General features: G+C 51.4%; 18 protein-coding genes, 1 tRNA gene and 1 pseudogene. 17 read left to right on the top strand and 3 right to left on the bottom strand.

Annotated elements, in window-relative coordinates; genetic code table 11:
* Positions 1-178: 178 nt before the first annotated feature.
* The 10 genes from smc to V4U84_RS01460 all read left to right on the top strand — a co-directional run bounded on the left by smc (position 179) and on the right by V4U84_RS01460 (position 9,889).
* A complete protein-coding gene (gene smc / locus V4U84_RS01505; protein ID WP_334073015.1) occupies positions 179-3,751 on the top strand; it encodes a chromosome segregation protein SMC in 3,573 nt (1,190 codons plus the stop codon).
* Between the two features lie 29 nt (positions 3,752-3,780).
* Positions 3,781-4,782 (top strand): signal recognition particle-docking protein FtsY, encoded by a 1,002-nt coding sequence (ftsY, locus tag V4U84_RS01500; protein ID WP_334073014.1) that lies wholly within the window; start codon positions 3,781-3,783, stop codon positions 4,780-4,782.
* 74 nt (positions 4,783-4,856) lie between these two features.
* On the top strand, positions 4,857-5,504 hold the full coding sequence (trhA, locus tag V4U84_RS01495; RefSeq protein WP_334073013.1) for a PAQR family membrane homeostasis protein TrhA: 648 nt from the start codon (positions 4,857-4,859) through the stop codon (positions 5,502-5,504).
* A gap of 186 nt (positions 5,505-5,690) precedes the next feature.
* The gene (locus V4U84_RS01490; protein ID WP_334073012.1) at positions 5,691-6,044 is read left to right on the top strand and encodes a putative DNA-binding protein; all 354 of its coding nucleotides are present in this window, start codon (positions 5,691-5,693) and stop codon (positions 6,042-6,044) included.
* A gap of 45 nt (positions 6,045-6,089) precedes the next feature.
* The gene (gene ffh / locus V4U84_RS01485; RefSeq protein ID WP_334073011.1) at positions 6,090-7,466 is read left to right on the top strand and encodes a signal recognition particle protein; all 1,377 of its coding nucleotides are present in this window, start codon (positions 6,090-6,092) and stop codon (positions 7,464-7,466) included.
* A 63-nt stretch (positions 7,467-7,529) separates the two neighbouring features.
* A complete protein-coding gene (rpsP, locus tag V4U84_RS01480; RefSeq protein ID WP_114495920.1) occupies positions 7,530-7,802 on the top strand; it encodes a 30S ribosomal protein S16 in 273 nt (90 codons plus the stop codon).
* 22 nt (positions 7,803-7,824) lie between these two features.
* Positions 7,825-8,055 carry a KH domain-containing protein gene (locus V4U84_RS01475; protein ID WP_068780674.1) on the top strand — a complete coding sequence of 77 codons (231 nt, stop codon included), beginning with the start codon at positions 7,825-7,827 and terminating at the stop codon, positions 8,053-8,055.
* A 108-nt stretch (positions 8,056-8,163) separates the two neighbouring features.
* Complete coding sequence (rimM, locus tag V4U84_RS01470) at positions 8,164-8,682, top strand: ribosome maturation factor RimM (protein WP_334073010.1); 519 nt, start codon at positions 8,164-8,166, stop codon at positions 8,680-8,682.
* A 1-nt stretch (position 8,683) separates the two neighbouring features.
* Positions 8,684-9,457, top strand: coding sequence for a tRNA (guanosine(37)-N1)-methyltransferase TrmD (gene trmD / locus V4U84_RS01465; protein ID WP_334073009.1), 774 nt, complete (start codon positions 8,684-8,686; stop codon positions 9,455-9,457).
* 300 nt (positions 9,458-9,757) lie between these two features.
* Positions 9,758-9,889, top strand: coding sequence for a hypothetical protein (locus tag V4U84_RS01460; protein ID WP_334073008.1), 132 nt, complete (start codon positions 9,758-9,760; stop codon positions 9,887-9,889).
* A 216-nt stretch (positions 9,890-10,105) separates the two neighbouring features.
* On the opposite strand, the gene V4U84_RS01455 is transcribed toward V4U84_RS01460, so the two are convergent.
* Positions 10,106-10,179, bottom strand: a tRNA-Pro gene (locus V4U84_RS01455).
* Between the two features lie 398 nt (positions 10,180-10,577).
* On the opposite strand from V4U84_RS01455, the gene V4U84_RS01450 reads away from it, so the two are divergent.
* Positions 10,578-11,123 carry a GNAT family N-acetyltransferase gene (locus tag V4U84_RS01450; protein WP_334073007.1) on the top strand — a complete coding sequence of 182 codons (546 nt, stop codon included), beginning with the start codon at positions 10,578-10,580 and terminating at the stop codon, positions 11,121-11,123.
* A 138-nt stretch (positions 11,124-11,261) separates the two neighbouring features.
* On the opposite strand, the gene V4U84_RS01445 is transcribed toward V4U84_RS01450, so the two are convergent.
* Positions 11,262-11,624: an excalibur calcium-binding domain-containing protein gene (locus tag V4U84_RS01445; protein WP_334076601.1), complete on the bottom strand. Its 363-nt coding sequence runs from the start codon at positions 11,622-11,624 to the stop codon at positions 11,262-11,264.
* 170 nt (positions 11,625-11,794) lie between these two features.
* Here V4U84_RS01445 and V4U84_RS01440 point away from each other — a divergent pair.
* Positions 11,795-12,744: pseudogene (locus V4U84_RS01440) on the top strand (IS3 family transposase).
* Between the two features lie 118 nt (positions 12,745-12,862).
* Here V4U84_RS01440 and V4U84_RS01435 read toward each other — a convergent pair.
* The gene (locus V4U84_RS01435; protein WP_334073006.1) at positions 12,863-13,633 is read right to left on the bottom strand and encodes a hypothetical protein; all 771 of its coding nucleotides are present in this window, start codon (positions 13,631-13,633) and stop codon (positions 12,863-12,865) included.
* A 721-nt stretch (positions 13,634-14,354) separates the two neighbouring features.
* On the opposite strand from V4U84_RS01435, the gene V4U84_RS01430 reads away from it, so the two are divergent.
* The 5 genes from V4U84_RS01430 (at position 14,355) to V4U84_RS01410 (ending at position 25,200) form a co-directional block, all read left to right on the top strand.
* A complete protein-coding gene (locus V4U84_RS01430) occupies positions 14,355-21,953 on the top strand; it encodes a pullulanase (protein WP_416367204.1) in 7,599 nt (2,532 codons plus the stop codon).
* A gap of 217 nt (positions 21,954-22,170) precedes the next feature.
* The gene (rplS, locus tag V4U84_RS01425; protein WP_114495903.1) at positions 22,171-22,515 is read left to right on the top strand and encodes a 50S ribosomal protein L19; all 345 of its coding nucleotides are present in this window, start codon (positions 22,171-22,173) and stop codon (positions 22,513-22,515) included.
* A gap of 169 nt (positions 22,516-22,684) precedes the next feature.
* On the top strand, positions 22,685-23,311 hold the full coding sequence (gene lepB / locus V4U84_RS01420) for a signal peptidase I (RefSeq protein WP_334073004.1): 627 nt from the start codon (positions 22,685-22,687) through the stop codon (positions 23,309-23,311).
* A 47-nt stretch (positions 23,312-23,358) separates the two neighbouring features.
* Entirely contained in the window at positions 23,359-24,222 is an 864-nt protein-coding gene (gene ylqF / locus V4U84_RS01415; protein ID WP_334073003.1) for a ribosome biogenesis GTPase YlqF, read from the top strand.
* Positions 24,223-24,582: 360 nt separating this feature from the next.
* Positions 24,583-25,200, top strand: a complete 618-nt coding sequence (locus V4U84_RS01410; RefSeq protein WP_334073002.1) for a ribonuclease HII — start codon at positions 24,583-24,585, stop codon at positions 25,198-25,200.
* Positions 25,201-25,227 lie beyond the last annotated feature (27 nt).

Here is a 25,227-nt window from a genome sequence, read left to right as displayed (position 1 = left end):
TGTGCTCTCGATTGCAGCCTTAGCCGGCATTGTGCCGGCTAAGGCTGCTTTTCTTATTCACGCTTTTTCCGTGAAAAGCGATTTTCGGGGCCGGAGAACAAGGAGCGGGGATCTTTTCTTCGCCTGTCCCGGGGGCTTGCGGTATGGTACAATAGTCGTCAGAGGTGATCGTGAACGTATGTTTTTGAAACGGATCGAATTAGCAGGTTTTAAATCTTTTGCCGACAAAACGGAAATGGAATTCGTCCGCGGGATTACGGCGGTGGTCGGGCCCAACGGTAGCGGCAAGAGCAATATCTCCGACGGGATCCGCTGGGTGCTTGGCGAACAGAGCGCCAAATCGCTGCGTGGCGGCAAGATGGAGGATATCATTTTTGCCGGAAGCGATGCGAGAAAGGCGGTCAATTACGGGGAGGTTTCCCTGACGCTGGACAATGCCGATCACGCACTGCCGCTGGATTTCAGCGAAGTGACGGTCACCCGGCGGGTCCACCGGAGCGGGGAAAGCGAATACCTGATCAACAAGCAGTCCTGCCGGCTCAAGGATATTACCGAGCTGTTTATGGATACCGGGATCGGCAAAGAAGCTTATTCGATCATTGGACAAGGGCGGATCGAAGAGATCTTAAGTACCCGGTCCGAGGATCGCAGAGGGATTTTTGAAGAAGCTTCAGGAATTGTCAAATACAAAAGCCGCAAACGCGATGCTCGCCGCAAGCTGGATGAAACGGAGCAGAATTTGCTGCGCATCCACGATCTGGTCAGCGAATTGGAGGATCAAATCGGTCCGCTGAAGGAGCAATCGGAGAAAGCCCATAAGTATAAAGAACTGCGCGAACAGTTGAAACATAAAGAAATTTCATTGTACGTCCACCAAATCGAGCAAATCCACGAAACGTGGAGCGAGGCGAACAGCCGCCTGACCAAGCTTCAGGATGAGCATACCGCCCTTTCGACGGTGGTGTCGGCGCACGATGCCAAGCTGGAGAACGAACGGCTGGCCCTGCGGCAGGTGGAAGATCAAATCGAGCTGCTGCAAGCCCAGCTTCTGGAGTACAGCGAGAGCTACGAGAAGAGCGAAGGCTTCGGCGAGGTGTTGAAGGAACGCGCCAAGAACCTGACCCAAAACCGCGACCAGCTCCGCCAATCGCTTGCCGTGAGCGAGGAGCGGTATGCCCAGCGGGCTGCCGAGATGGAGGCGCTCGCGGCCAAATTCGCGGTTTCGGAGAAACAGCTGACGGAGCTTCGTACCGAGCTGTCCGCCGAGGAAGCAAAGTTGGTCGGAGTGACGGGAGGAATCAGCCAGGAGCAGGAGGAAGGGCTGAAGGGCCAACTCCTGGAGATTATGAACCTGATGGCCCATACCCGGAGCGAGGTCCGCTATGCGGATCAGCAAAAAGAAGGTGTACAGCGCAGAATGGCCCGTTCCGAGGAGGAGGGCGCCAAATGGCAAGGCGAGCTTGATCGGCTCAAAGGCAAGAAGCAGGAGCTGGAACGTACGCTGGAACAGCTTGGAAAAGAAATCGCCGATTTGCGGAACAAGTATATCGCCGAGAGCGAGAAGCACCAGTCCCTCCAAAAATTAATTGAAGAAAGCCAAAACGGGATCCGCAAGTGGGAGCAGAAACGGGAAGGTTTGATTTCCCGCCGAGACACGATGAAGGAGATGGAAGAAGATTTTGACGGGTTTGCGCTGGGGGTCAAGGAAGTGCTGAAGGCGGCCCGCAAATCGGCGCTTCAAGGCGTTCACGGTGCGGTTGCCGAGTTGATCCGCGTGCCGGAGAAGCTGGAGATCGCCGTAGAGACGGCTTTGGGCATGGCGATGCAGCATATCGTCATGGAGAACGAAGCGGTCTCCCGTCAGGCGATCGCTTTTCTGAAGCAGCGCCAGCTCGGCCGGGCGACGTTCTTGCCGCTGGACGTCATTCGTCCGCGGCAGATTTCCGCCTCCGACAAGCGGCTGCTGGAGGAAGCCGACGGTTTTGTCGGCATCGGTGCGGAGCTCGTCGGCTACGAGCCACGCTATGCCGACATCGTCGGAAGCCTGCTGGGCAATGTCGTCTTCGCCAGCGACTTGGAGCGGGCCAACAAAATGGCGGCCCGCTGTCAATACCGCTTCCGCATCGTTACGCTGGAAGGCGATGTCGTCAACGCCGGCGGTTCGATGACCGGCGGCAGCCAGCATCGCAAGAACAGCAACCTGCTGGGGCGCAAGCGCCAGTTGGATCAATTGGCCGCTGACATCGCCGAGAGCGACGAGATGCTGACCAAGCTCCGCCACGGTTTGCGGGATATCCGCGAGCAGGTGGCGACCGCGGAGAAGGAATTGGAGAAGCTGCGCGAGGCCGGTGACCAGAAGCGGACGGAGGAGCAAGGGGTTGCCGGGACGCTGAAGCAGATCGACCACGAGTGGCGCCACGTCTCGGAGCAGTACCAGCTCTACGGCCAGGAGAAAGGCCACTACAACAAGGAGCTTGAAGACCTTGACAAGAGCAAGGCCGAGGCCGAAGCCAAACTGCTCGAACTGGAGAAGGAAGAACAGTCCATTCAGCAATCCATTCAGGCGGCGGAATTCGCCCGTAAAGCCAACGAATCGGCGAAGGAAGAGCTGCAGGATTTACTTACCGGGCTGAAAGTTCGCGAGGGCAAGCTGGATCAGGAGGTGTTCTCGCTCCGGGAGCAGCTTCGGCGATCCGAAGAAGACTGCAGCCTGCTCAAACGGGAGCTTGATCAGAACCGCAGCATCCTCCAGTCGATTGAGGCCGATCTGGCGCAGAACGAACGCCAGACGGTCACTCAGCGGGAGGAATTGAACGACTACAAGCTTAAGAAGTCTCGCGCCGGCGAGCAACTGGAGCTGGAGCGGGCTTCCCGCATGGCGCTCGTAAAGAAACTCGAGGAAGGCGAGAGCGAGACGAAAGAGCAGCGCATCGCGCTCAAAACCGTCGAGGAGCAGTTGCGTCAGACGGAAATCCAGGCAAACCGGCTCGATGTGGAGCTGGACAACATTCTCCGCAAGCTGGCCGATGATTACGAGCTGACGTATGAACGGGCGAAGCAGCTTTACGCCGTACCGGAGGACGTGCCGCAGACCCAGGCGGACATCAAGGAGCTAAAACGGCAAATCGCCATTCTCGGTGAAGTGAACCTGGGCGCGATTGAGGAATATGAACGGGTGAATGAACGCTATCGTTTCCTCAGCGAGCAGAAAGAAGACCTCGTGGAAGCGAAAACGACGCTGTACCAGGTAATCAAGGAAATGGACGACGAGATGTCCAAGCGGTTCAAAACGACATTCGACGCGATCCGCCGGGAATTTGTCATCGTGTTCTCCAAGCTGTTTGGTGGAGGACGGGCCGATCTGATTCTGATCGATCCGGAGAATCTGCTGGAGACGGGGATCGACGTGGTCGCCCAGCCGCCCGGGAAGAAGCTGCAAAACCTGCAGCTGCTCTCCGGCGGGGAACGGGCGCTGACCGCGATGGCGCTGCTGTTTGCAATTCTGCAGGTCAAGCCCGTGCCGTTCTGCGTGCTCGACGAGGTGGAGGCGGCGCTGGACGAAGCCAATGTGGCGCGGTTTGCCCAGTATCTTCGCGAGTTTTCGGAGCAGACGCAGTTTATCGTCGTTACTCATCGGAAAGGCACGATGGAGGAAGCCGACGTGCTGTACGGGGTCACGATGGAGGAAGGCGGGGTTTCCAAACTGGTCTCCGTCAAGCTCGAGGATGAGGAAACGATGGAAATTGCCTGAGACTTCAATATAGATGCAGGAGGGAACCTATGAGTTTTTTTAAAAGACTGAAGGAGAGCATTGCTTCCAAAACCGAATCGGTGACGAAGCAGTTTAAGGAAGGACTGGAGAAAAGCCGCAAGGGGTTTGTCGAGAAGGTAACGGAGCTCATTACCCGGCGCAAAAAAATCGATGAAGAATTTTTTGAGGAGCTGGAAGAAATTCTAATTGGTGCCGATGTCGGCGTGAATACGGTGATGAAGCTGATCGACGAATTGCGCGCCGAAGTGAAGAAGCGCCGGATCGAGGATGCGGCCGAGTTGCAGCCGATTTTGTCGGAGAAGCTGGTGGAGCTGCTGCGCGGCGATGAAGACAACGACCTGCACCTGAACCCGAGCGGCATCACCGTCATTTTGTTCGTCGGCGTCAATGGGGTCGGCAAGACGACGACGATCGGCAAATTGGCGCATCACTTCAAGCAGCAGGGCAAAAAAGTGCTCATGGCCGCAGGGGACACGTTCCGGGCCGGAGCGATCGAGCAACTGGAAGTCTGGGGCAAACGCGTCGGCGTGGACGTGATCAAGCAGCAGGCGGGTTCCGATCCGGCGGCGGTGATGTTCGATGCGGTTCAGGCCGCCAAGCAGCGCGGCGCTGACATTCTCTTGTGCGATACGGCAGGGCGTCTGCAGAATAAATCGAATCTGATGGAAGAGCTGAATAAAATTTTCCGCGTGATTCAGCGGGAGATTCCCGGTGCGCCGCATGAGGTGCTGATGGTTCTCGACGCCACCACCGGCCAGAACGCGCTCAGCCAGGCGAAGCTGTTCGGCGAGAAGAGCGGGGTGACCGGGCTTGTGCTGACCAAGCTCGACGGGACAGCGAAAGGCGGTATCGTAATTGCGATCCGCCAGGAGCTCAGTCTTCCGGTCAAGCTCGTCGGCCTTGGCGAGAAAATGGAAGACCTGCAGAAATTCGATTCCGAGCAGTTCGTTCACGGCCTCTTCGCCGGTTTGATCCGGGATGAGGAAGAAGCCGAGGAAAAGGCGGAGTGACGGATTTGGGCGAACGCCCATATGCTGTTTTATAGTAATGTAGCTCAAAACAAGAATTTCACGGAGGTGAAAAGATGGCCAATACGCATACTTATCCCCGCCGGGAGGAAATCGCCAATGCCATTACCCATGGCGTCGGCGCACTGCTCAGCTTGGCCGGATTGGTGCTGCTGATCGTTTTTTCCAGCATAAAGGGAACGGCCTGGCACGTCGTCAGCTTCACGATCTATGGGGTGAGCATGCTTCTGCTCTATCTGTGCTCTACGCTGGTCCACAGCTTTAAGGAAGGGAAAGTCAAGGATCTGTTCGAGTTTCTTGATCACTCGTCCATCTATATTTACATTGCCGGCACGTACACCCCGTTTCTTCTGGTTGCGATCCGCGGACCGCTCGGATGGAGTCTGTTCGGGATCGTATGGGGGATTGCGCTGCTCGGCGTCGTGTTCAAAGCCTATTTCGTGAAGCGATTCCTGTTCATGTCCACGTTTTTTTACCTCATTATGGGCTGGTTGATCGTGGCTGCCTGGGGGCCGTTGACGGCGGCCGTCCCTGAGCCGGGCATCGTGCTGCTTGTAACGGGAGGCATTCTGTATACGCTGGGCACGGTATTTTATGTATGGAGAGCCTTTCCTTATCACCATGCGATTTGGCATTTGTTTGTCCTGGGGGGTAGCATCACGCACTTTTTTGCGATTTTGATGTACCTGCTTCCGCATCGATAGGCCTTGCATCGACCATTTGGGCAGTGAGCCACAGTCCGTGTTTTCGGGCTGTGGCTCTTTATTTTGGCGGCTATGGCGACACTATTGTTGTTAAGGAGTTTTACTTGACAATGCCTTCGCGATTGGGTATGATTAGGTTCGTTGATGCGCTGTAAAGTGTTTTTCCTTGACGGAGGGGGTGCCCAAATGAGTCAAGAGAATAGGCTTGAGAAGACCAATCGGATCAACTTGTTGTTTGATTTCTACGAAACGCTGCTGACCGAAAAGCAGCAGACGTTTCTCAGATATTATTTTCTCGATGATTTTTCTTTGGGCGAGATCGCCTCGGAATTTGCAATTAGCCGCCAGGCGGTGTATGAACATATTAAGCGGGCCGAAGAGATGTTGGAGGCTTACGAGGAAAAGCTGGGGCTGCTTCGGAAGGACGAAGAGCGCAGCGGGCTGCTGTCCCGTTTGGAGCAAGTGCTGGAGGACAGCGGGATGTCTCAGCTACATAAAGAGACGGCCAAACAGCTGCTCCGGCAAGCAGAACAGCTGTAAAACTAAGCGGTTGGACAAGGACTATGGAACGGAGGTGACCGGTGAATGGCTTTTGAAGGTTTGACGAATCGATTGCAGAGCGTGTTCAGCAAGCTTCGCGGCAAAGGCAAAGTTTCGGAGGATGATGTGAACGAAGCGATGCGCGAAGTTCGCCTCGCTTTGCTGGAAGCGGATGTCAACTTTAAAGTGGTCAAGGATTTTATCGCCAAAGTGAAAGAGAAGGCTGTCGGCAGCGAGGTGATGGACAGCTTCACGCCGGGCATGGTCATCATCGATATCGTGAACAAAGAGCTGACCGAACTGATGGGCGGCAGCCAAGCCAAACTGGCGAAGAACAACCGGCCGCCGACCGTCGTGATGATGGCGGGTCTGCAGGGGGCCGGGAAGACGACGACTTCGGCCAAGCTGGCCAAGCTGCTCTTGAAGGGCAACCATCGTCCGCTTTTGGTGGCGGGGGATATTTACCGTCCGGCGGCGATCAAGCAGCTGCAGGTGCTCGGCGAGCAGATCAAAGTCCCGGTATTTACGCTTCCGGAAGGCAACAGCCCGGTAGAGATCGCCAAACAGGCTTTGCAGCATGCGAAGGACAACGGCAACGACTACCTGCTAATCGATACGGCCGGACGGCTGCATGTCGACGAGGCGTTGATGGAGGAACTCCGTCAAATCCACGAGGTCACGAAGCCGGATGAAGTACTGCTCGTGGTCGACGCGATGACCGGTCAGGATGCGGTGAATGTGGCCGAGAGCTTCAATCAGCAGTTGGAATTGACCGGGGTCGTGCTCACCAAGCTGGACGGCGATACCCGCGGCGGTGCGGCGCTGTCGGTTAAAGCGGTGACGGGCTGTCCGATCAAATTTGCCGCTTTGGGCGAGAAGATCGATGCGCTGGAACCGTTCTATCCCGAGCGGATGGCTTCCCGGATTCTCGGGATGGGCGACATGCTCTCGCTGATCGAGAAAGCCCAGTCCAATATCGATGCCGAGAAGGCCAAGGAAATGGAACGTAAGATGCGCAATGCGGAATTTACGTTTGATGATTTCCTGGAACAGATGGATCAAGTGAAGAAGCTCGGTCCGATCGACCAGATCATGGATATGATTCCCGGCATGGGTAAGATGAAGCAGATGAAGGATATCAAGGTCGACGAGAAGCAAATGAGCCGGGTCGAAGCGATCGTGCATTCCATGACGAAGCAGGAGAAACAGAATCCGGACATGATCAACCACAGCCGCCGCAAGCGGATCGCCGCGGGAAGCGGAACGACGCTGGCCGATGTGAACCGTCTGATCAAGCAGTTTGACGAGATGCGCCGCATGATGAAGCAGTTTTCGGACATGATGGGCCCGAAAGGCAAAGGGTCAAAAATGATGAAGCAGCTCGGCAAGGCAGGCAAAGGTATGAGGTTTCCTTTCCGGTAAGAGTCCTGTACAATTACCGGATGAAATATATGCAAGTTTGATTTTTTAAAGGAGGTGAATTTCGTGGCAGTTCGTATTCGTTTGAAACGCATGGGCGCTCATAAAGCTCCTTTCTATCGTATCGTGGTGTCGAATTCCCGTTCCCCGCGTGACGGCCGTTTTATCGAGGAGATTGGTTTCTACAACCCGGTTGCTGAACCGGCTGTAGTGAACATCGACGAAGAGAAAGCATTGAAATGGCTGCAAGACGGTGCGCAAGCATCCGATACCGTTCGCAATCTGCTCAGCAAAGCAGGCGTAATGAAGAAATTTCATGAGCTTAAGCAGCAAAAATAATTGCTGATTTCGGAGGGTCCTTATGGAACAATTAGTCGGCGTTATTGCGAAGGCTCTTGTTGATCATCCGGACGATGTCCGTGTGGAGGTCGTGGAGAAGGAACATCTGATTGTTTATGAACTGTCCGTACATCCCGATGATGTAGGGAAAGTGATTGGCAAGCAGGGGAGAATCGCCAAGGCGCTCCGCACGGTTGTGGCATCGGCAGCCGTTAAGATGGATAAGCGGGTTACCGTGGACATCATGTCTTAAAAATATACGAAAGCGGGTTAGGATGTTTGTCCTAGCCCTTTTTCGTACATGCTGAAGCTTGAGGGAAACGGGAGAACCCCGATAAGAATAGATTTTTGGGAGGTAAAGATGTCGGACTCATTATTGCAGGTAGGAAAAATCGTGAATACGCACGGCATTCGCGGCGAATTGAAGGTGCTGCTCCATACCGACTTCCCGGAGGTGCGCTTTGCGCCTAAGTCGAAGCTGTTGATGATCGATCCCGAGAAGGGCGGCCAAATTCAGGTAACTGTGGCGGCGGCCAGACCGTACAAACAGATGTATATCGTGAAGTTGGAGGAATACGGAAATATCAATGACGTGGAAAAATATAAAGGCTATGATTTGAAGGTGCCGAAGGAAGAGAGCGTGGAGCTACCGGAAAACGAGTATTACTTCCACGAAATTATCGGGTGCCGGGTCGTGGACGAAGAGGGCCGCGAACTCGGCGTGATCGAGGAAATTTTGCGCCCGGGGGCTAATGATGTGTGGGTCGTGAAGCAGCCCTCGCGCAAGGAGCTCCTGCTTCCTGTTATCGATGAAGTGGTCCTGGATGTGGACGTCAAAGCGAAGCTCGTCAAGATTCATCTGATGGAAGGACTGCTCTGACATGCGCATGGACGTCTTGACCCTGTTTCCGGAAATGTTCGAAGGCGTGTTTCACAGCAGCATTCTGGGGAAAGCTCGGGAAAAAGGCATCGTCAAGCTCCACGCGGTGAATTTTCGCGAATATGCGGGAAACAAGCACGGCAGCGTGGATGACACGCCCTATGGCGGGGGCGGGGGGATGGTGCTGAAGCCGGAGCCCATTTTTCATGCGGTGGAAGATCTGCTGGAAAGGCGGAGGGAAGCCGGGGAGGAAGCCGGTCGCCCTCCGCGGATAGTTCTGATGTGCCCGCAAGGGGAGAGCTTTACGCAGCGGAAGGCGGAGGAATTGGCCGCCGAGGATCATTTGATTTTCATTTGCGGGCACTATGAAGGCTATGACGAACGGATCCGCGAGCATCTGGTAACCGACGAGCTGTCGATCGGCGACTATGTGCTCACCGGCGGGGAACTTCCGGCCATGGTCATCATCGACAGTGTCACTCGCCTGCTCCCCGGCGTACTGGGCAATGAAATGAGCGCCGTAACGGATTCGTTCAGCACGGGTATGCTGGAGTATCCCCATTATACGCGTCCTGTGGAATTCCGCGGCTGGAAGGTGCCCGATATTTTACTAAGCGGACATCACGCCAACGTCGCGGATTGGCGACGCAAGGAAGCGCTGCGCCGAACCTGGCAGCGCCGGCCCGACCTCTTGGAGAATCTGCATTTATCGGCCAAGGATCGGCAGTGGTTGAAGGAATTTGAGGAAGAATCCGGGCGGACCCGGAATGAATAAAAGATCCATAAAGGAAGAACCGCCGATGAGGCTGCGGTTCTTTTTTGATATAGGGAATAGGACGTCGCTTCGTACTCATAGGATGAACTTGGTAACCTGATGTTGAAGGTGAGGTGCGAACGTGATGAGTATATAGAAATTGTCACCTTTTGCAGGCTTGCGGCATATACTGAAAACCTAGTGTGGGGAAGCGGAGTGCTCGTGGTGTTACATTTATGACCAAACGGGGTAAATAAGATTGCAGGACCTTCATTAGATGAGGGTTGCAAGGGTTGCAACGACGTAGGAGGCAAGCGAAATATGGAACAGCAGATAAACCAGACGGAATCTGTACAGCAGCAACCGTTTTCCGATCAGGAAACGACCCGACAGGAAGACGATGTATTTTTGACGGTGGATGATATTTTAAAATTTTACGGTGAACAAACCTGAGTTTTACTTCAAGGAGGTCGTCATTATGCTTGAATTTTTGATCGATCCGCTCGAGACGGAACAGGAATTGTTAAGCGAAGTACTGCCCTACGAATGAAAAAGCGAAAAGATCATCGCTCAGCGGTGTTGGAGACATCTTTTTATAGGATAGACAGAAACAAAACCACCTTGCTCCGGTAGAAACCGGAATAAGGTGGTTTTGTTTGGTTTAAATGATCGGAGTAGCGGGATTCGAACCCACGGCCTCACCCACCCCAAGGGTGCGCGCTACCTGACTGCGCCATACCCCGATAAAGTTACGCGTTAGAACTCCGCATGGTTACACGGTTTCGCGAACATTGTACGATAACCCAGGCGAAGGATTTTCGCTCAAAATATCGTTTACATTACGATTATACAGCATAGGCGCGGACCCTTGCAAGATTTAAGGGCGCACCCCTGAGGATAATTTTTCCTTATAAGCGGAGCTTTTCCGGTCTCATATACCGCAACCCCTTGCGATCATCTCTTCGAGGTATGTCCGCGGCACCACGTAAACAAAGTAGCAATCCTCCCGCCAAACTCGATAATTCCCACTGGACGAACGCGGCCCCACTCATCCGCCACACCCGCAAAGTAAACTTCCCTTTTACTGCTTATAAAATTATATTATTATTGGAAATATTAAAGGAAATAAGGGAGGAATATTTTGGAGAAATTGAGAGAGTTTGAGATTGTCGAAATGACGTGTAATAACAAAAATTATTATGAATGCAAGGATTATCCCTTCACTGTCATAGGCAGGCTTATACCTAAATTAGAAAATCGAAATTGGAGCTATCAAGAAGAACTTTATGAACAATCATATGAGTCAACATACCCTGAACACGAAGAGCTTGATGATTATATAAATAGCGATGACAGCATCGCGTTCTTATACTATTCCGAAGGAAAATGCTTGGGACACATCAGATTAAGCATAGGTTACGAAAATAGATTTGCTTCTATTGATAGACTTATTGTATTCGAAGGTAGCAGAGGAAAAGGAATTGGAACTGCCTTACTAAACAAGGCAAAGGAATGGGCATTACACAATGAGATGAAAGGATTTACGCTTGAAACGCAGGATGTTAATTTACTAGCTTGCCGATTTTATTTGAAGAACGGATTTGAAATTGGCGCTGTAGATACTATGATGTATTCAAACTCAAAATACAAAGATGAAAATACAATATTCTTCTATTTAAAATTCTAATATGTTCAAAAACTAACTAGAGTGTTTAAACAGGTAAAGAACGACCAGGCCAAGGCGCCCGCCAACGCAATAAAAAGAACTCTCCATACAGGGAGAGTTCTTACATCTAACTGCGTCATAATCCTCCCCCTGGTTGCTTCATTCACACGCTACTCCATCGTCGTCGCGGTCCAATTTTTTACGGTATCCCGGATCACCTTTGTACAGGGGCGCTGCACCGGCCTCTCTGGCTACGGAACAGTTTTTGTAATAAACCTCATCGCTCGATTTTTTCGTTGTAGTTGTTGTTTTTTTCTTGGTTGTTGTTTTCTTCGGTTTGGATGTCGTCGTCTTCTTTTTTGTCGTCGTTTTTTTAGTCGTTGTGGCCTTATTCGTAGTTGCTTTCGTTGCCGCCGCTAAGCTGTCGACTTTGATGTCTTTTCCGGCCGCTGTTGAGGCCCCCCCGGACATCGTCAGCACAAGCGTACAGGACAGTATGAAAGTTAGAATTTTCTTGGTCACTTTAACCTCATTTCCTTTCTTGGGTAATTTATTCTCGTTAAATTCGTCATATAGTTCTTTTTTTCTCCCTAAATAAAGAGAAAAAGACCACCTTGGCCGTGATATGCTCCCATCATAGTAGACAGTAGAAAAAACAAAACTCTACTTCTACCATGATGGGAGTTTTTGTAATGTCCAAAAGAAGCCCGATTTCATATGAAATTAAGATTCAGGTTGTAAGGCGTTGCCTGCAACATGAATCCAATCCTAACCACGAGGCAAAACAACTGGGGGTCCATAAAAACACGGTTACCGATTGGATAAGAAAATACAAAGAAGATGGAGAAGAAGGATTAAGAGAATCCAGGGGATGGAAATCTTACTCCAAGGAGCTAAAACTATCCGCCATTCAAGATGTACTCTCTGGTGAACACTCTGTACGAGCGGCGGCGGAGAAGTACCATATTTCGAGTAAATCTGTGTTAGATAACTGGATTTCCAAGTATACTGAAGGGGTGAAAATAAATCCAACTTGGAAAAGGATTGAATCTCCTCATATGAATAAAGGACGGAAAACCACTTACGAAGAACGTATTGAAATTGTACAATTTACCCTCGCTCATGATTTGAATTACCAGAAAGCCATCGACAAGAGCGGATGCCCCCAACCAAAAGTGGTGTACCGATGTAACAGAGTTAAAGTACGGAACTGACCGCAAGGCCTATCTGAGTGCCATTATTGACGGCTATGACAACTCTGTGGTGTCATGGGTGCTCAGCCATTCCAATAACAATGAGCTTGTCATGAATACGGTAAAGAAAGCTTATAAAAGAAACCCTAAGGCTACGCCGCTCTTGCACAGTGATCGTGGTTTTCAGTATACTTCGCTGGAATACAAACAACTTCAAAAGAGATACAAGTTTACAAAAAGTATGTCTCGTGTAAGCCGGTGTTTGGACAACCAACCCATTGAACGATTCTGGGGTACCTATAAAGCAGAAAGCTTTTATCTGGAGAAGTACGATACGTATGACAGTCTCCTTCGAAGTGTAAGAACTTATATCCATGTATTACAATAATTTTCGATACACCGAACGACTAAACGGCTTATCCCCTAACGAATATCGACGAGCAGCATAACTAAGAAAAATAATCCCCTCAGCTTTGATAACCGAGGGGATTGAACACTTATGATTTTGTTTTTTGGTCTGTCTACTTGACAGGGCGCACTTCACGCGGCCGTAGTGGTCGTTCTCGTTTATTTGTTGTATGTTGCAGATGTTGCCGTGTACTCGTTCACTTCAAACGTAAGAATGTTATTAAAGATAACGTAATCCGTCCGCTTGCTAAACGGTCCTTTGTTGTTATCGTGCTTGTTTATTGCGTATTTGGAAGAGCCGCTGCCGGCATCTTTTGCATCATACCAATTGATGAACGCGTTAATTTCATCCATCGAGAGGTCGTACTCTTTTTCAAGGCCGGTCGTCATTGTTACTGTCAGGATTGCTCGGTCCCCGGTTGGATCAGGTGTGGGTGTTGGGTCTGGTGTGGGTGTTGGCTCAGGATTTAAAGTGTTGATCATATCAAACTCATAAATTTTAATGTTTTCATTGTTATCCGAAGCAATTGTTACGTACTGATAAACATTTGTATTCAATGATTTTTCAGTACCATCAGGTATGTCAGTATAACTGTAATCTACACGGGTCCCCCCACTGGAAGACTTATTTGCCGCATATATATTTATTCTTATCTTATTAGAACTTGCTTTTATTCTGTATTTATTTGTAATTACTTCTTTGCCAAGATTAATTGTAATGGTTTTGCCTTTCGGAAGTGTATAAAACGTCGATTCGTCATTATCAGTGATTAACGAGGTAACATCGAGAGTCTCTCCTCCAAACTTGGTGGATACTGTTGCTGGTTTTCCATTTGCATAACCGCCGGCATAGGCGCTAACAGATACCACCGGAATAAAAATGGACATAAATAGAGTAAAGCATAACAATAATCCAAACTTCTTTTTCATACATAATCTCCTTTGAATTTTTTTTGGCGTTTCTAATATAAACCATTTACGTCATCCAGGTCCAAACAATTTTGTCTATATTTATAAAATAATGTCGAATGCAAAAAGGATTTTTTTGTTGCACAAGAACACTTGTTTGGCAATACAGTATTTGTAGAAGTGATTCGGATATGTCAACGAATAAACTTACGCCGGGATTGAATATGCTATGGGAGTCATCGCGCATGATCCTGCCGGAGCATAATGAGGCGATGCTACGCGCACGCCACGAAGAGAAGCGTAAATGTCACCCGGAAATCGACAAACAGTCTTAGGTGAAAATCCTCTCATCGGGATTATCAGTAACGTCCCTGAACAAAAACTGAGGTGGAGATACACTATGTTGTGGGTATAAAGCCTTATGATATTAATAAATCTCTCAAACACTGGACTCCGCAACATCCCTGAGCGAGTCTTTTTTTCGTAATTTCTCACCCCAACTCTGCCACCCCTTCGTAATTTACGGTTGACGGACGAGATAAGGATGAATACAATGATAAATGCAAACGTTTCCAATGAAGCGTTTACATTTGTTTCGTTTAAGCTTCTCTGGAGCTGAAATTGGTGAATTTGTCCGGCTTTGTCCATAAAAGGACCCAGGGAGAGTTAAACTTGTTTGCGCAAGCGTTTGCGCCGTTTTTGTCGATTTCACGAATCAAAAAGGAGGCTATGTACAGTGAGGTTGAGGTTGAATGCACCAGACAGGCGGATTTGGGTTATTATCCTAGCGTTTTCAATGGTTGTCTCGATGATTTGGATCCCTCCAGCCGTGAAGGCGAACACGGACCACGCCAAGGTTGTGGTGACAGGCGATTTGCAAACGCACCTCGGGTCGGACACGAATTGGGATCCCGCCGCGGCGGCTACCGAAATGACGTATCTGGGAGACGGTGAGTACAGGTTTACCGGAACATTGCCGGCCGGGACGTTCGAGTATAAGGTGGCTATTGACGGCGATGGGAAGGAAAGCTACGGGATCGATCATTACAGCCATCCGGACGGAATGGGTTCCGAAGGGAATATCCAGCTTCGTTTGCCCCGGGAAACCGAGGTTACTTTTTACTATAATCACCACACACACCGGATTGCGGATTCCACTTTTTACAAACCGCTTCCGGCGGATCGGTTGCCGCGAGTGATCGGCAGCTTCCAGCATGGGACTGGAGAATCCGAAAATGGGTCTTCGGCGAACGCAGACCTGATCCTGAAGGACGCGGACTATGACCATGTGTATTCCGTAACGGCCGATGTGTACGCAGGCCTTCATGAGTTCCAGATCAGCTTGGGGAATGAACCTGAAAGCGAAATATACCCGACTGCGAAGGAACCGCTTCATTTGACGGAGAATCGCCAAGTAATCTTCTTGTATGACGTGATCGACCATACGGTCTCCGTTGATTACGCAGCTCCGGTTTCCGAAAAATCGGGCCAGATGAACCCGGTGCCCGCCAATCATTTACGGGTTCATTATAAACGGACGGACGGTAATTACCGAAATTTGGGACTGTGGCTGTTCGAGGACGTGGCGGCTCCGTCCGCGAATTGGCCGGCCGGGGCAACAGTTTTCCCCGACGGGCAAATGGATACTTACGGAGCCTATGTCGATATCCCGTTGGCGGCATCCTCTAAAAAAGTCGGGATGGTTATCGTCAATACGGCAACCGGTGACAAGGACGGCGGTGATAAAACCGTTGAACTGGTAACGCCGCAGATGAATGAGGTTTGGCTGAAGGAAGGGACGGATACGGCTTACAGCTTTGAGCCTGCCGAGCTTCCGGCCAATACGGTGAGGATTCATTACGTCAGACAGGATCAGCAATATGACGCTTTTGGAGTTTGGCTATGGGGCGATGCCGAAAGTCCGTCCAGCGGCTGGCCGACCGGCGCAACAATGTTCACGGGCGAGCGGCGCGACAGCTATGGCGCTTATGTGGACGTCAAGCTGAAGAGCGATGCGCAAAGAATCGGTTTTCTGGTCCTTGACCCTTCCAAAGGGGATGCGGGAAAGGACGCGGGCGATAAAAGCTTTACCATGATGGACCGTTTCCGCCACTTGTTCATAAAGGAAGGAAACAATACGGTCTACGTTTCTCCTTATGGGGAGATTCCGACCGGACTCGTCTCGGCGGAAGTTGCGGGAGCCGGAAAGCTGCGCCTGAGTCTTACCTCGACCGATGGCCTGGAGCCCGAGACTTTGAAGCGGGAACTGCGGATCATGGGCAAGGACGGTCAGGCCATTACGGTCCAACGGGTGCATATGACTGGGGAAACAAGCGTAGAGGTGGAAGCTCAATTTACTTTGGACGAAATCCCCCTCCAGGTAACTTACGCGGGCAAAACGGTTTTGGCCGCTAGCGGTTGGAGAATGCTGGATGAGCTGTACGAGTATGACGGCGATGATCTCGGTGCGACTTACCGGGCGGGTGGAGCGGAGCTAAAACTATGGGCACCTCTCGCCGAAAAGGTATCCGTTCAAGTTTATCATAAAGATGATGCGGCCCGTCCCGCCGGGGCGCCCATCGAACTGGCCAAAGGCGACAAAGGTGTATGGTCGCTGGCGTTAAAACCAGGGGACCTGGGGATTCCGGACTTCAAGGGATACTTTTATCAGTACGAAGTGACCCATAACGGGACCGCCAAGAAGGTGCTGGATCCGTATGCCAAATCGATGGCGGAATTCAGAGTTAACACCAGGGGGGAGGCCGGGCCGGATGGGGATCCGGTCGGCAAAGCGGCGATCGTGGACCTGAGTCAAACGGATCCGCCGGGCTATGATTTCGCGGATATTCCGGGTTATGAGCAGAGGGAAGATGCCGTGATCTGGGAAATTCATGTTCGCGACTTTACCTCGGATCCCGCCATAGCCGCGGATCTGCATCAGTCCACCTGGGGAACTTATGACGCTTTTACCAAGAAGCTGGAATATATCAAATCCCTGGGTGTGACGCATATTCAACTTCTTCCGGTCATGGCCTGGTACAACGGAGATGAAGCGAACATGAAAAATCCCGAGGCCGCTTACTCCACCCAAGATAACCAGTACAACTGGGGATACGATCCGCACAGCTATTTTTCCCCGGACGGCGCTTACTCGGAAGATCCGGCAGACCCTCATTTGCGCATCAAAGAGTTGAAGGCGATGATCCATGCGATTCATGAGGCCGGCATGGGCGTCATTTTGGATGTTGCGTATACACATATGGCGAAGGCGGATTTTCTCAATGACATCGTGCCCAATTATTACGCATTCCAGGATCAGAACGGCAATTTTCTTGGAGGCTTCGGCAACAACCTGGCGACCAACCGTAAAATGGCCGAAAAATTAATGATCGACTCCGTCAAGTATTGGTTCACCGAGTACAAAATTGACGGGATGCGCTTCGATATGATGGGGGACGCCACCTATGAGGCGATTCAAAACGCCTACAACGCGGCTTCCGGCATTCATCCGAAAGCCCTGTTTATCGGCGAAGGCTGGAAGACGTTCAGCGGCGCGGTTTCCGATCCGTCCTTGGCCGGCAAAGGAGCGGATCAGGATTGGATGGACCAAACGGACGATGTCGGCGTTTTCTCCGACGAGTTCCGCAATGAATTGAAATCGGGATACGGTAACGAGGGAGAGCCCAGGTTTATCACCGGGGGAGCACGCGACATTCAGACGATATTCAAAAATATAAAAGCCCAGCCCGGCAACACCCCGGCCGATGATCCCGGGGACATGGTCCAATATATCGAAGCGCACGATAATTTGACCTTGCATGATATCATCGCTCAGGCGACCAAGAAGGATCCGGCCGTTCCCGCCAATGAAGCGGAAATATTGAAACGGTTACGGCTCGGCAATTTGCTTACTCTGGTGTCTCAAGGCACCGCCTTCCTCCATGCCGGGCAGGAGTATGGACGGACGAAGCAGTGGCTTGGGGAAGGGGTTCCGGAGCAGAAATATCATGAACTTAGGGATGAAAACGGGAAATCATTCGGTTATTTCATCCATGATTCTTATGATTCTTCCGACGCTGTCAACAAGTTCGATTGGACCAAAGCCACGGATGCGGACACGTTTCCGGAGCAAGTGAAGACCAAAGAGTACACGGCAGGGTTGATCGAACTCAGAAAATCTACGGATGCTTTCCGGCTCGGCGGCCAGACGTTGGTCAATACGAACGTGACATTGTTGCAAATTCCTGAAATAAGCACACAGGATCTCGTTATTGCGTTTAAAAATAAAGCGACGGACGGCACCGGCAATTATTACGTATTTGTTAATGCTGACAATAAGGCCAGAAAGCTATCGCTTTCTGAAGATCTGACCTCAGGCGCCGTATTGGTTGACAATGACGAGGCCGGCAAAGATCCTGTAACGGTAAAGTCCGGATTTACGCTTACCGGGGGCTCGATCACACTGGAACCTTTAACGGCCGTAATCATACGGACCGATGCGGCCGCAGCCGTGATCAAAGACTTGTCGGTCGACAAGGACAGCTATGCTTTGCCCATCGGAAAAACGCACCAAACAGCGGTTTATGCCAACTATGAAGATGGCGGGAAACGGACGGTAACCAAGCAAGCGGTTTACGCCTCCAGCGATCCGAAAGTCGCTTCGGTGACAAGTTCCGGTCTGGTTCAAGGGAACGCGGAAGGCGTTGCTGTCATTTCCGTAACGTACGGCGGGTTCCGAAAAGAGATCACCGTTACGGTTACAGCCGACTCTGTAGACGCCAAGCGGTACGTGCAGTTGAACTACATCCGTCCGGACCGCGATTATACGAATTGGAACTTGTGGGTCTGGAATACTGGAGTGAAGAATGACGAAATCCGTTTTGACAGAATCGAAAACGGTATAGCGACGGCTCTGATCGAGGTGTCGCCCGACGCCACAAACGTAGGGTTTGTCCTGCGGAAGGGAACGGATTGGAGCACGGCCAAACAGGATATCCCGGACGACCGAATCATCCCGCTACTTCCGGGAGAAGGTTTTACGAAGATCAATGTAACAAGTATGGTGCATGAGTTGGATATTTTGCCGAGTATTCTGGGACCCGTTCTTGAGGACGGCAACATTACGTTCCTATATCGGGACGATAAGCTGTTCCGTGAAGGCCGCCTCGATACGATTTCCGAAGTGAAAGTCGTGATCAACGGAAAAGCGGAGACGATGAGATATATCCCGGAAAAAGAGTGGTTCAGCTACACCCTGAAGGGTGCGGCCCCGGGAACGTACGAGTATACGTTTTTGGTCACCCGAGACGGCGTAACCCGCGAGCTGACCGATCCGAAAAATACGGTGAACGGGAAATCCGTCCTTATCTTCTCGGTACCGAAGGTAACCGTTAAAGCGGAGGTGAATCCGGGGGCTTTTGTGACAGATGAAAACGCGGTGCTGCGCATCGAGGCGATTACGTCCGAATCCGTGACTTTTAAGGATGCGTATATCGACCTTTCGGAGCTGGGCGGACCGGTCAAGGCGAAGCTTGATCCGCAGCTTCTTAAGCAAAGCATCGCCGTAAAGGATACGGTGACGCCGGGGAACAAGAGCATACCGGTCACGCTGGTGGACCAGTACGGCAACCGACACACGGGTACGGCGAAAGTGACCGTTAAAACGCGAGCGCAGGCTGGGGAATCCGACGATTTTGACTGGGACGAAGCGCGGATTTATTTTATTTTGACAGACCGGTTTATGGATGGTGACCCCGCGAACAATGCGGATGTGGACAAAAATCACCTGGAAGCCTATCACGGCGGAGATTTCAGGGGCTTGATCGACAAGTTGGATTATATCGATAAACTGGGGATCAATACGCTCTGGATTACGCCGATAGTCGATAATATCGATTATAATGTCGGGGCGGGATTTAACGGTAAACAGTATGGCTACCATGGCTATTGGGCCAAAGATTTTACCCGGATCGACGAACACTTAGGGGACATGGAAACTTTTAAAGAACTGATCGATAAAGCGCATGACCGCGGCATAAAAATCATGGTCGATGTGGTCTTGAATCATACCGGATATGGTTTAAAACCGGGAGATGACGCCCCGGGCATTACCCGGCAGGATAAGGAAAGGTTTGCCGGCAAGCTTCGGACGGACGGCGTCTCGGCAGATACGGACCCGGTAAAAGGCGAGCTTGCCGGTTTGCCGGATTTGTTAACCGAAGATCCGTTGGTCCGGCAGCAAGTGATCGAGTGGCAGGCTGGCTGGCTTGAGCGGGCGAGAACGGACCGTGGGGATACGATCGACTACTTCCGGGTGGACACAGTCAAGCATGTCGATGATACGACCTGGAAGTCTTTCAAAAATGCGCTGACGGCGATCGATACGGATTTTAAGCTGATCGGCGAATATTTTGGAGCTACCGTCCAAAGCGACGGGGGGCAACTGCAGAGCGGTACAATGGACAGTTTGCTCGATTTTGGCTTCAAGCAGGAAGCGCGAAAACTGGCGAACGGCGATGTTGAATCGGTCGAGGCCTATCTCGCCGAACGCGAAGCCAAGCTGGACAATACGAGGATGATGGGGCAATTCCTCAGCAGTCATGACGAGGACGGTTTTTTGACCCATTATGTCAACGGGGATAAAGGCAAAATGATGGCTGCCGCCGCGATGCAAATCACGTCCAAGGGCCAACCGGTCATTTATTATGGTGAGGAACTCGGACGTTCCGGCAAAAACGCAGGGGACATCAGTAAAGGGGAATTCGGTGAAAACCGGAGCGATATGCCGTGGGACCGGCTTGAAGCGGAGAAAAAACTGCTCACGCATTATCAAAAGCTATTGAACATCCGGGCCGATCACTCGAAAGTGTTCTCCAAAGGGGTGCGTACCCCGATTGCGGCGTCCAATAAGGAAGGCTACCTGGCGTTTGCCAAGCAATACGGCGGGGAGCAGCTTGTGACGGCAATTCATGTGAAGAATGAAGCCAAACAGGTTACCTTGCCGGTTCCGTTTACGGCGGGCAGCAAGGTGAAGGATCTGTACGGAGGAACCGAATACCGGGTAAGTTCGGAGCGGAAAGTCACGGTGACGCTCCAGGCTATGACGGAGGGCGGAACGGTTATTTTAGCTCCGGTTCCGGCGGGTGGCGGTGACTCCGGCTCCGGCGGCAGCTCGAGCTCCGGCAACACGGGAGCGGGTGTTCCTACCGCATCGATGGCCGATAACTGGCCAGCCGCGGCCAACCGAAAAATAGTCTCAGGGCAAGCGCTACAAGCCGGTACTTCAAATGTGACGATTTTCCTCGAGGCCGGTGACCAGGAAGTACTTCTTCCGCGGAATGCAGGGGAAATCCTTGTTTCAAGATCGCTTGAGCTGAAGAGAGCCGGTGTCGTATTGACGATCCCGTCCAAAGTGCTTCAGGCCGTGGAGAAACACATCTTGGAGGCTCCATCCCGGGATGCGTTCATCTCGATCAAGCTGCGGGAGTTGGCCAAATCCGAGTTGGACCCGCTGTGGGCGAAAGTGGCGGATTCCGACATAGTACGGCGCGGCAGCGGAATGATTGACCTGGGCATCGCCGTGATTACGAAAGACGGAACAAAGAGCGGGCCGGAACAGTTCCCGCTACCCGTCACGATTTCGCTGGATCCGGATGGTCATATCGACAGCAAGCTGGCCGGCATATACCGCGTGACCGATGACGGCTCGCTGATTTATATTCCCGGCCAGCGGGCGGACGGGAAACTCGTGGCGGATATTGCGCATGCTGGACATTACGCCGTATTGGAACTCAACAAGGCATTCGCCGATCTTACCGGTCACTGGGCGGAGTCCGCCGTCAAACAGCTTGCGGCCCGGCATATCGTAAACGGGACGGGCGGATCGGAGTTCAATCCGGGTCGGCAATTAACGCGGGCGGAATTTGCGGCCATGCTCGTTCGGGGACTGAATTTGAACGCTCAGGAAGGCGGCATATTTAATGATACGGAAAGCTCGGCCTGGTATGCATCGGCCGTCGGCACGGCCCAACTTCACGGTCTAATCAATGGGAAGGACAAGGGCGTCTTTGCGCCGAACGATCCGATTACGCGTGAAGAAATGGCTGTTATGCTGGTGCGTGCTTACCGAATGACTAAAGAAGCGATCGCCGCATCCGAATCGATGACATACACGGACGGAGTGCAAGTTTCCGTCTGGGCGGCCAAAGCGGTCCGGGAAGCCGGGGGACTTGGTCTTATGAAAGGGCAGGGGAACGGCAAGTTCTCCCCGAAGGCTTACGCGACCCGAGCCGAGAGTGCGCAGGCGATGCTGAATTTGCTGACCAAGCTGGAGATGAAGTAGAATAAGAATATCCGGAGTATGCATTTCGACATGAGGAAGATGATGCGCTTGGCGAATCCCCCTTCGCCAGAGCCCAATTAAAATTCCTTGCTATGCATAGAAAATTATGATAAAATTCTTTTTGTTGTGAATTCGGTGGTCCTCTGCGGATGATGAGGGAGAACAAGAGGTTCTCCGGAAGAGGCATGAACACCTGAGTGGAAGGAGGGAGTCCTAGATGAATATCGTACAAGCGATTACGCAAGAACAACTTCGCAAAGATATTCCGAGCTTTCGTCCTGGTGACACTTTAAAAGTGTTCGTAAAGGTTATTGAGGGAACTCGTGAACGTATCCAGTTGTTTGAAGGTGTTGTTATTAAGCGTCGTGGCGGCGGAATCAGCGAAACTTTTACAGTTCGTAAAATTTCGAACGGTGTAGGCGTGGAAAGAACTTTCCCGCTTCATTCCCCAAAAATCGATAAGATCGAAGTGGCTCGCCGTGGTAAAGTGCGTCGTGCGAAGCTGTACTATCTTCGTGAACTTCGCGGTAAAGCAGCGAGAATTAAAGAAGTACGTCGTTAATTCGTTAACGATCAGGGGGGCTTGGGCGATCAAGCCCCTTTACTTTTTTTATGAAGGAATTTTTATATGATTTCAGCAGAGCTGAAGGAACTCCTTTTAAAATACGTCGGTAGACGTTTTTCTTTATAAACAGGCAACTTACATATTTGACGAAGAGAGGTCAGGAACTATGGAGCATCAAGTTCAATCCGAACAACCGGTCTCGTCGGAAACCCCGCAAGATCCGCCCAAGAAGGAAAAGAGCGAGGCGCTGGAATGGCTGAAAGCCATCGTTATCGCTGTCGTGCTTGTACTCCTGATTCGCTGGCTTTTCTTTGCCCCGTTTATTGTGGACGGTCCGTCGATGCAGCCGAACTTCCATACCGGTGAAAGAATTATCGTGAACAAGATTATTTACGACATTCGTGCGCCTAAACATGGCGAAGTCGTCGTTTTCCATGTGCCTTCCGAGGGGCGTGATTTTATCAAACGGGTCATCGGCGTTCCCGGGGATACGGTAAAAGTGGAAGGGGATACGGTTACCGTCAACGGTAAAGCGATTGAAGAACCTTATATTCAGGATATCCTGAATGAAAAACATAGGAATAATGAACTCTATAATACGGAAGCGAATTTTCCCAATGACTTCGTTCCGGAAGGCGTTGTGCCGGAGGGCTATATCTTTGTGCTTGGCGACAACCGGTCCAACAGTACGGACAGCCGGAGAATCGGATTCGTGCCGTACGGGGACATTATTGGCCGGGCGGATCTCGTGTTCTGGCCTTTGAAAGATATCCAATTCATCAAGCACTATTAAACGACATCCGGTTGGCCTGGCTAATCGGGAGCTAGAGGTGAAAGAGCATGACAATTCAATGGTTTCCCGGACATATGACCAAGGCCCGCCGCCAGATCCAGGAAAAACTGAAGCTGATTGACGTGGTGATTGAACTCATTGACGCCAGGCTTCCGTTATCCAGCAGAAATCCGATGATTGACGAGATTTTGCAGGGAAAACCGCGGCTCATTGTTTTGAATAAGGCGGATCTGGCCGATCCGGCGATTACCCGGCAGTGGATCGATTACTTTAAGGAAGAAGGCCATGCGGCCATTCAAGTGGATGCCACGAGCGGGCAAGGCGTGAAGGACATCCCGGTGATGGCGAAGGAACTACTCAGGGACAAAATCGAACGTCAATTGGCCAAAGGAATTAACCCGCGTGCCGTTCGGGCGCTGATCGTGGGGATTCCGAATGTCGGCAAATCGACGCTGATCAACCGCCTGGCGGGACGGAGCATCGCCGCGACGGGCGATCGTCCCGGGGTTACCAAAGCCCAGCAGTGGATTAAGGTAGGAACGGAAATGGAGCTTCTAGACACCCCGGGTATTCTCTGGCCCAAGTTTGAGGATCAGAACGTAGGTTATCGTCTGGCTTTGACCGGGGCGATCCGGGAGGAAATTTTAAATATTGAGGACATCGCTTTTTTCGGGGTCAAATACTTGTCGAAGTATTACTGGAATCCGCTTCAGGAACGATTTGACCTGAAGGAGCAGCCGCAGGATACCGAAAATCCCGACGAGATCGTAGCCGTCATGGAAGAGATCGGTCGAAAACGCGGTTGTATCGTCAGCGGCGGACGGGTGGATTTGGAGAAGGCTTCCGGCATTTTTCTTCGTGAGCTTCGCGCCGGAAAGCTGGGCAGGTATAGCCTGGAAGCCCCTTATTAACGGGCATGGACGGACGCTACGTTCGCTTTTTGTACCAAGCACGAATCCACTGGGATTCGTGCTTTTTTTTCTATGCCCCCCAGGTAGACCGGGGTTCAGCAATAGGGCTAATGGGAGCCAAAGGCTAAGCCGGTGGCTTTAGCTATAGGACAAAAGAAACTGATGTCTAACTTAGGTAAGATGAATTTTAGGCATCTACTCTCAAAATAGAGGTTATATGCCGATAATAAAGGTGATGCGTTGAATTGTCTTCAGTCATGTTCATGCATAACCAGACAAGTCGGCCGGAGTCCGGAAGAACTTGATCATCACAATCCAGAAGAGTAAGCTTGTATAAGGTTGCGTCATGAAGGAGGCACTATGAGCGATCTATTAATGTATGAAAAAGAATATTGGCGGTCATACCACAATATCGCCGGCATTGACGAAGTCGGACGGGGATGCCTGTTTGGCGATGTGGTGGCTGCTGCGGTCATTTTACCGCAAGGGTTAGTTCTGGAGGATGTCAATGACTCCAAGAGGCTAAGTCCGAAAAAACGGGACGTGCTGTATGATCTTATTATGGATCAGGCGGTCGCAGTAGGAATCGGTTATGCGGATTCCGAGACAATTGATCAAATCAATATAAAACAGGCTACACGCCTGGCCATGAAGCAGGCCGTAGAGCAATTGGCGGTAGCTCCGGATTATCTTCTTATCGATGCCGAGAAAATCGACTCGCCGATTCCGCAGTTATCGGTGATTAAAGGGGACGCCACGAGTCAATCGATCGCTGCGGCTTCGATCGTGGCCAAAGTGACGCGTGACCGGCTATGTCAAGGGACCTGGGATGCGCTTTATCCCGAATACGGGATTGCGGTACATAAAGGGTATGCCACGAAGTTTCACAGAGAGCAAATTCTGGCTCTCGGTCCAACGCCTATGCATCGTAAAAGCTTTATGCGGAACTTATTTGTTGAAGAACAAACCTTATTTTAACAAGCCCGCCCCGCAAGGGCGGGTTTT

Source organism: Paenibacillus sanfengchensis (genome assembly GCF_036864765.1).
GTDB classification, from domain to species: Bacteria; Bacillota; Bacilli; order Paenibacillales; family Paenibacillaceae; genus Fontibacillus; species Fontibacillus sanfengchensis.
This window is presented reverse-complemented; position numbering and strand designations above follow the sequence as displayed.

What these genes read in the sequence shown, in the direction of transcription:
- smc (WP_334073015.1), top strand. Translation starts at nt 179, where the DNA reads ATGTTTTTGAAACGGATCGAATTAGCAGGTTTTAAATCTTTTGCCGAC.
- ftsY (WP_334073014.1), top strand. Translation starts at nt 3,781, where the DNA reads ATGAGTTTTTTTAAAAGACTGAAGGAGAGCATTGCTTCCAAAACCGAA.
- trhA (WP_334073013.1), top strand. Translation starts at nt 4,857, where the DNA reads ATGGCCAATACGCATACTTATCCCCGCCGGGAGGAAATCGCCAATGCC.
- V4U84_RS01490 (WP_334073012.1), top strand. Translation starts at nt 5,691, where the DNA reads ATGAGTCAAGAGAATAGGCTTGAGAAGACCAATCGGATCAACTTGTTG.
- ffh (WP_334073011.1), top strand. Translation starts at nt 6,090, where the DNA reads ATGGCTTTTGAAGGTTTGACGAATCGATTGCAGAGCGTGTTCAGCAAG.
- V4U84_RS01475 (WP_068780674.1), top strand. Translation starts at nt 7,825, where the DNA reads ATGGAACAATTAGTCGGCGTTATTGCGAAGGCTCTTGTTGATCATCCG.
- rimM (WP_334073010.1), top strand. Translation starts at nt 8,164, where the DNA reads ATGTCGGACTCATTATTGCAGGTAGGAAAAATCGTGAATACGCACGGC.
- trmD (WP_334073009.1), top strand. Translation starts at nt 8,684, where the DNA reads ATGCGCATGGACGTCTTGACCCTGTTTCCGGAAATGTTCGAAGGCGTG.
- V4U84_RS01460 (WP_334073008.1), top strand. Translation starts at nt 9,758, where the DNA reads ATGGAACAGCAGATAAACCAGACGGAATCTGTACAGCAGCAACCGTTT.
- V4U84_RS01435 (WP_334073006.1), bottom strand. Translation starts at nt 13,633, where the DNA reads ATGAAAAAGAAGTTTGGATTATTGTTATGCTTTACTCTATTTATGTCC.
- rplS (WP_114495903.1), top strand. Translation starts at nt 22,171, where the DNA reads ATGAATATCGTACAAGCGATTACGCAAGAACAACTTCGCAAAGATATT.
- lepB (WP_334073004.1), top strand. Translation starts at nt 22,685, where the DNA reads ATGGAGCATCAAGTTCAATCCGAACAACCGGTCTCGTCGGAAACCCCG.
- ylqF (WP_334073003.1), top strand. Translation starts at nt 23,359, where the DNA reads ATGACAATTCAATGGTTTCCCGGACATATGACCAAGGCCCGCCGCCAG.
- V4U84_RS01410 (WP_334073002.1), top strand. Translation starts at nt 24,583, where the DNA reads ATGAGCGATCTATTAATGTATGAAAAAGAATATTGGCGGTCATACCAC.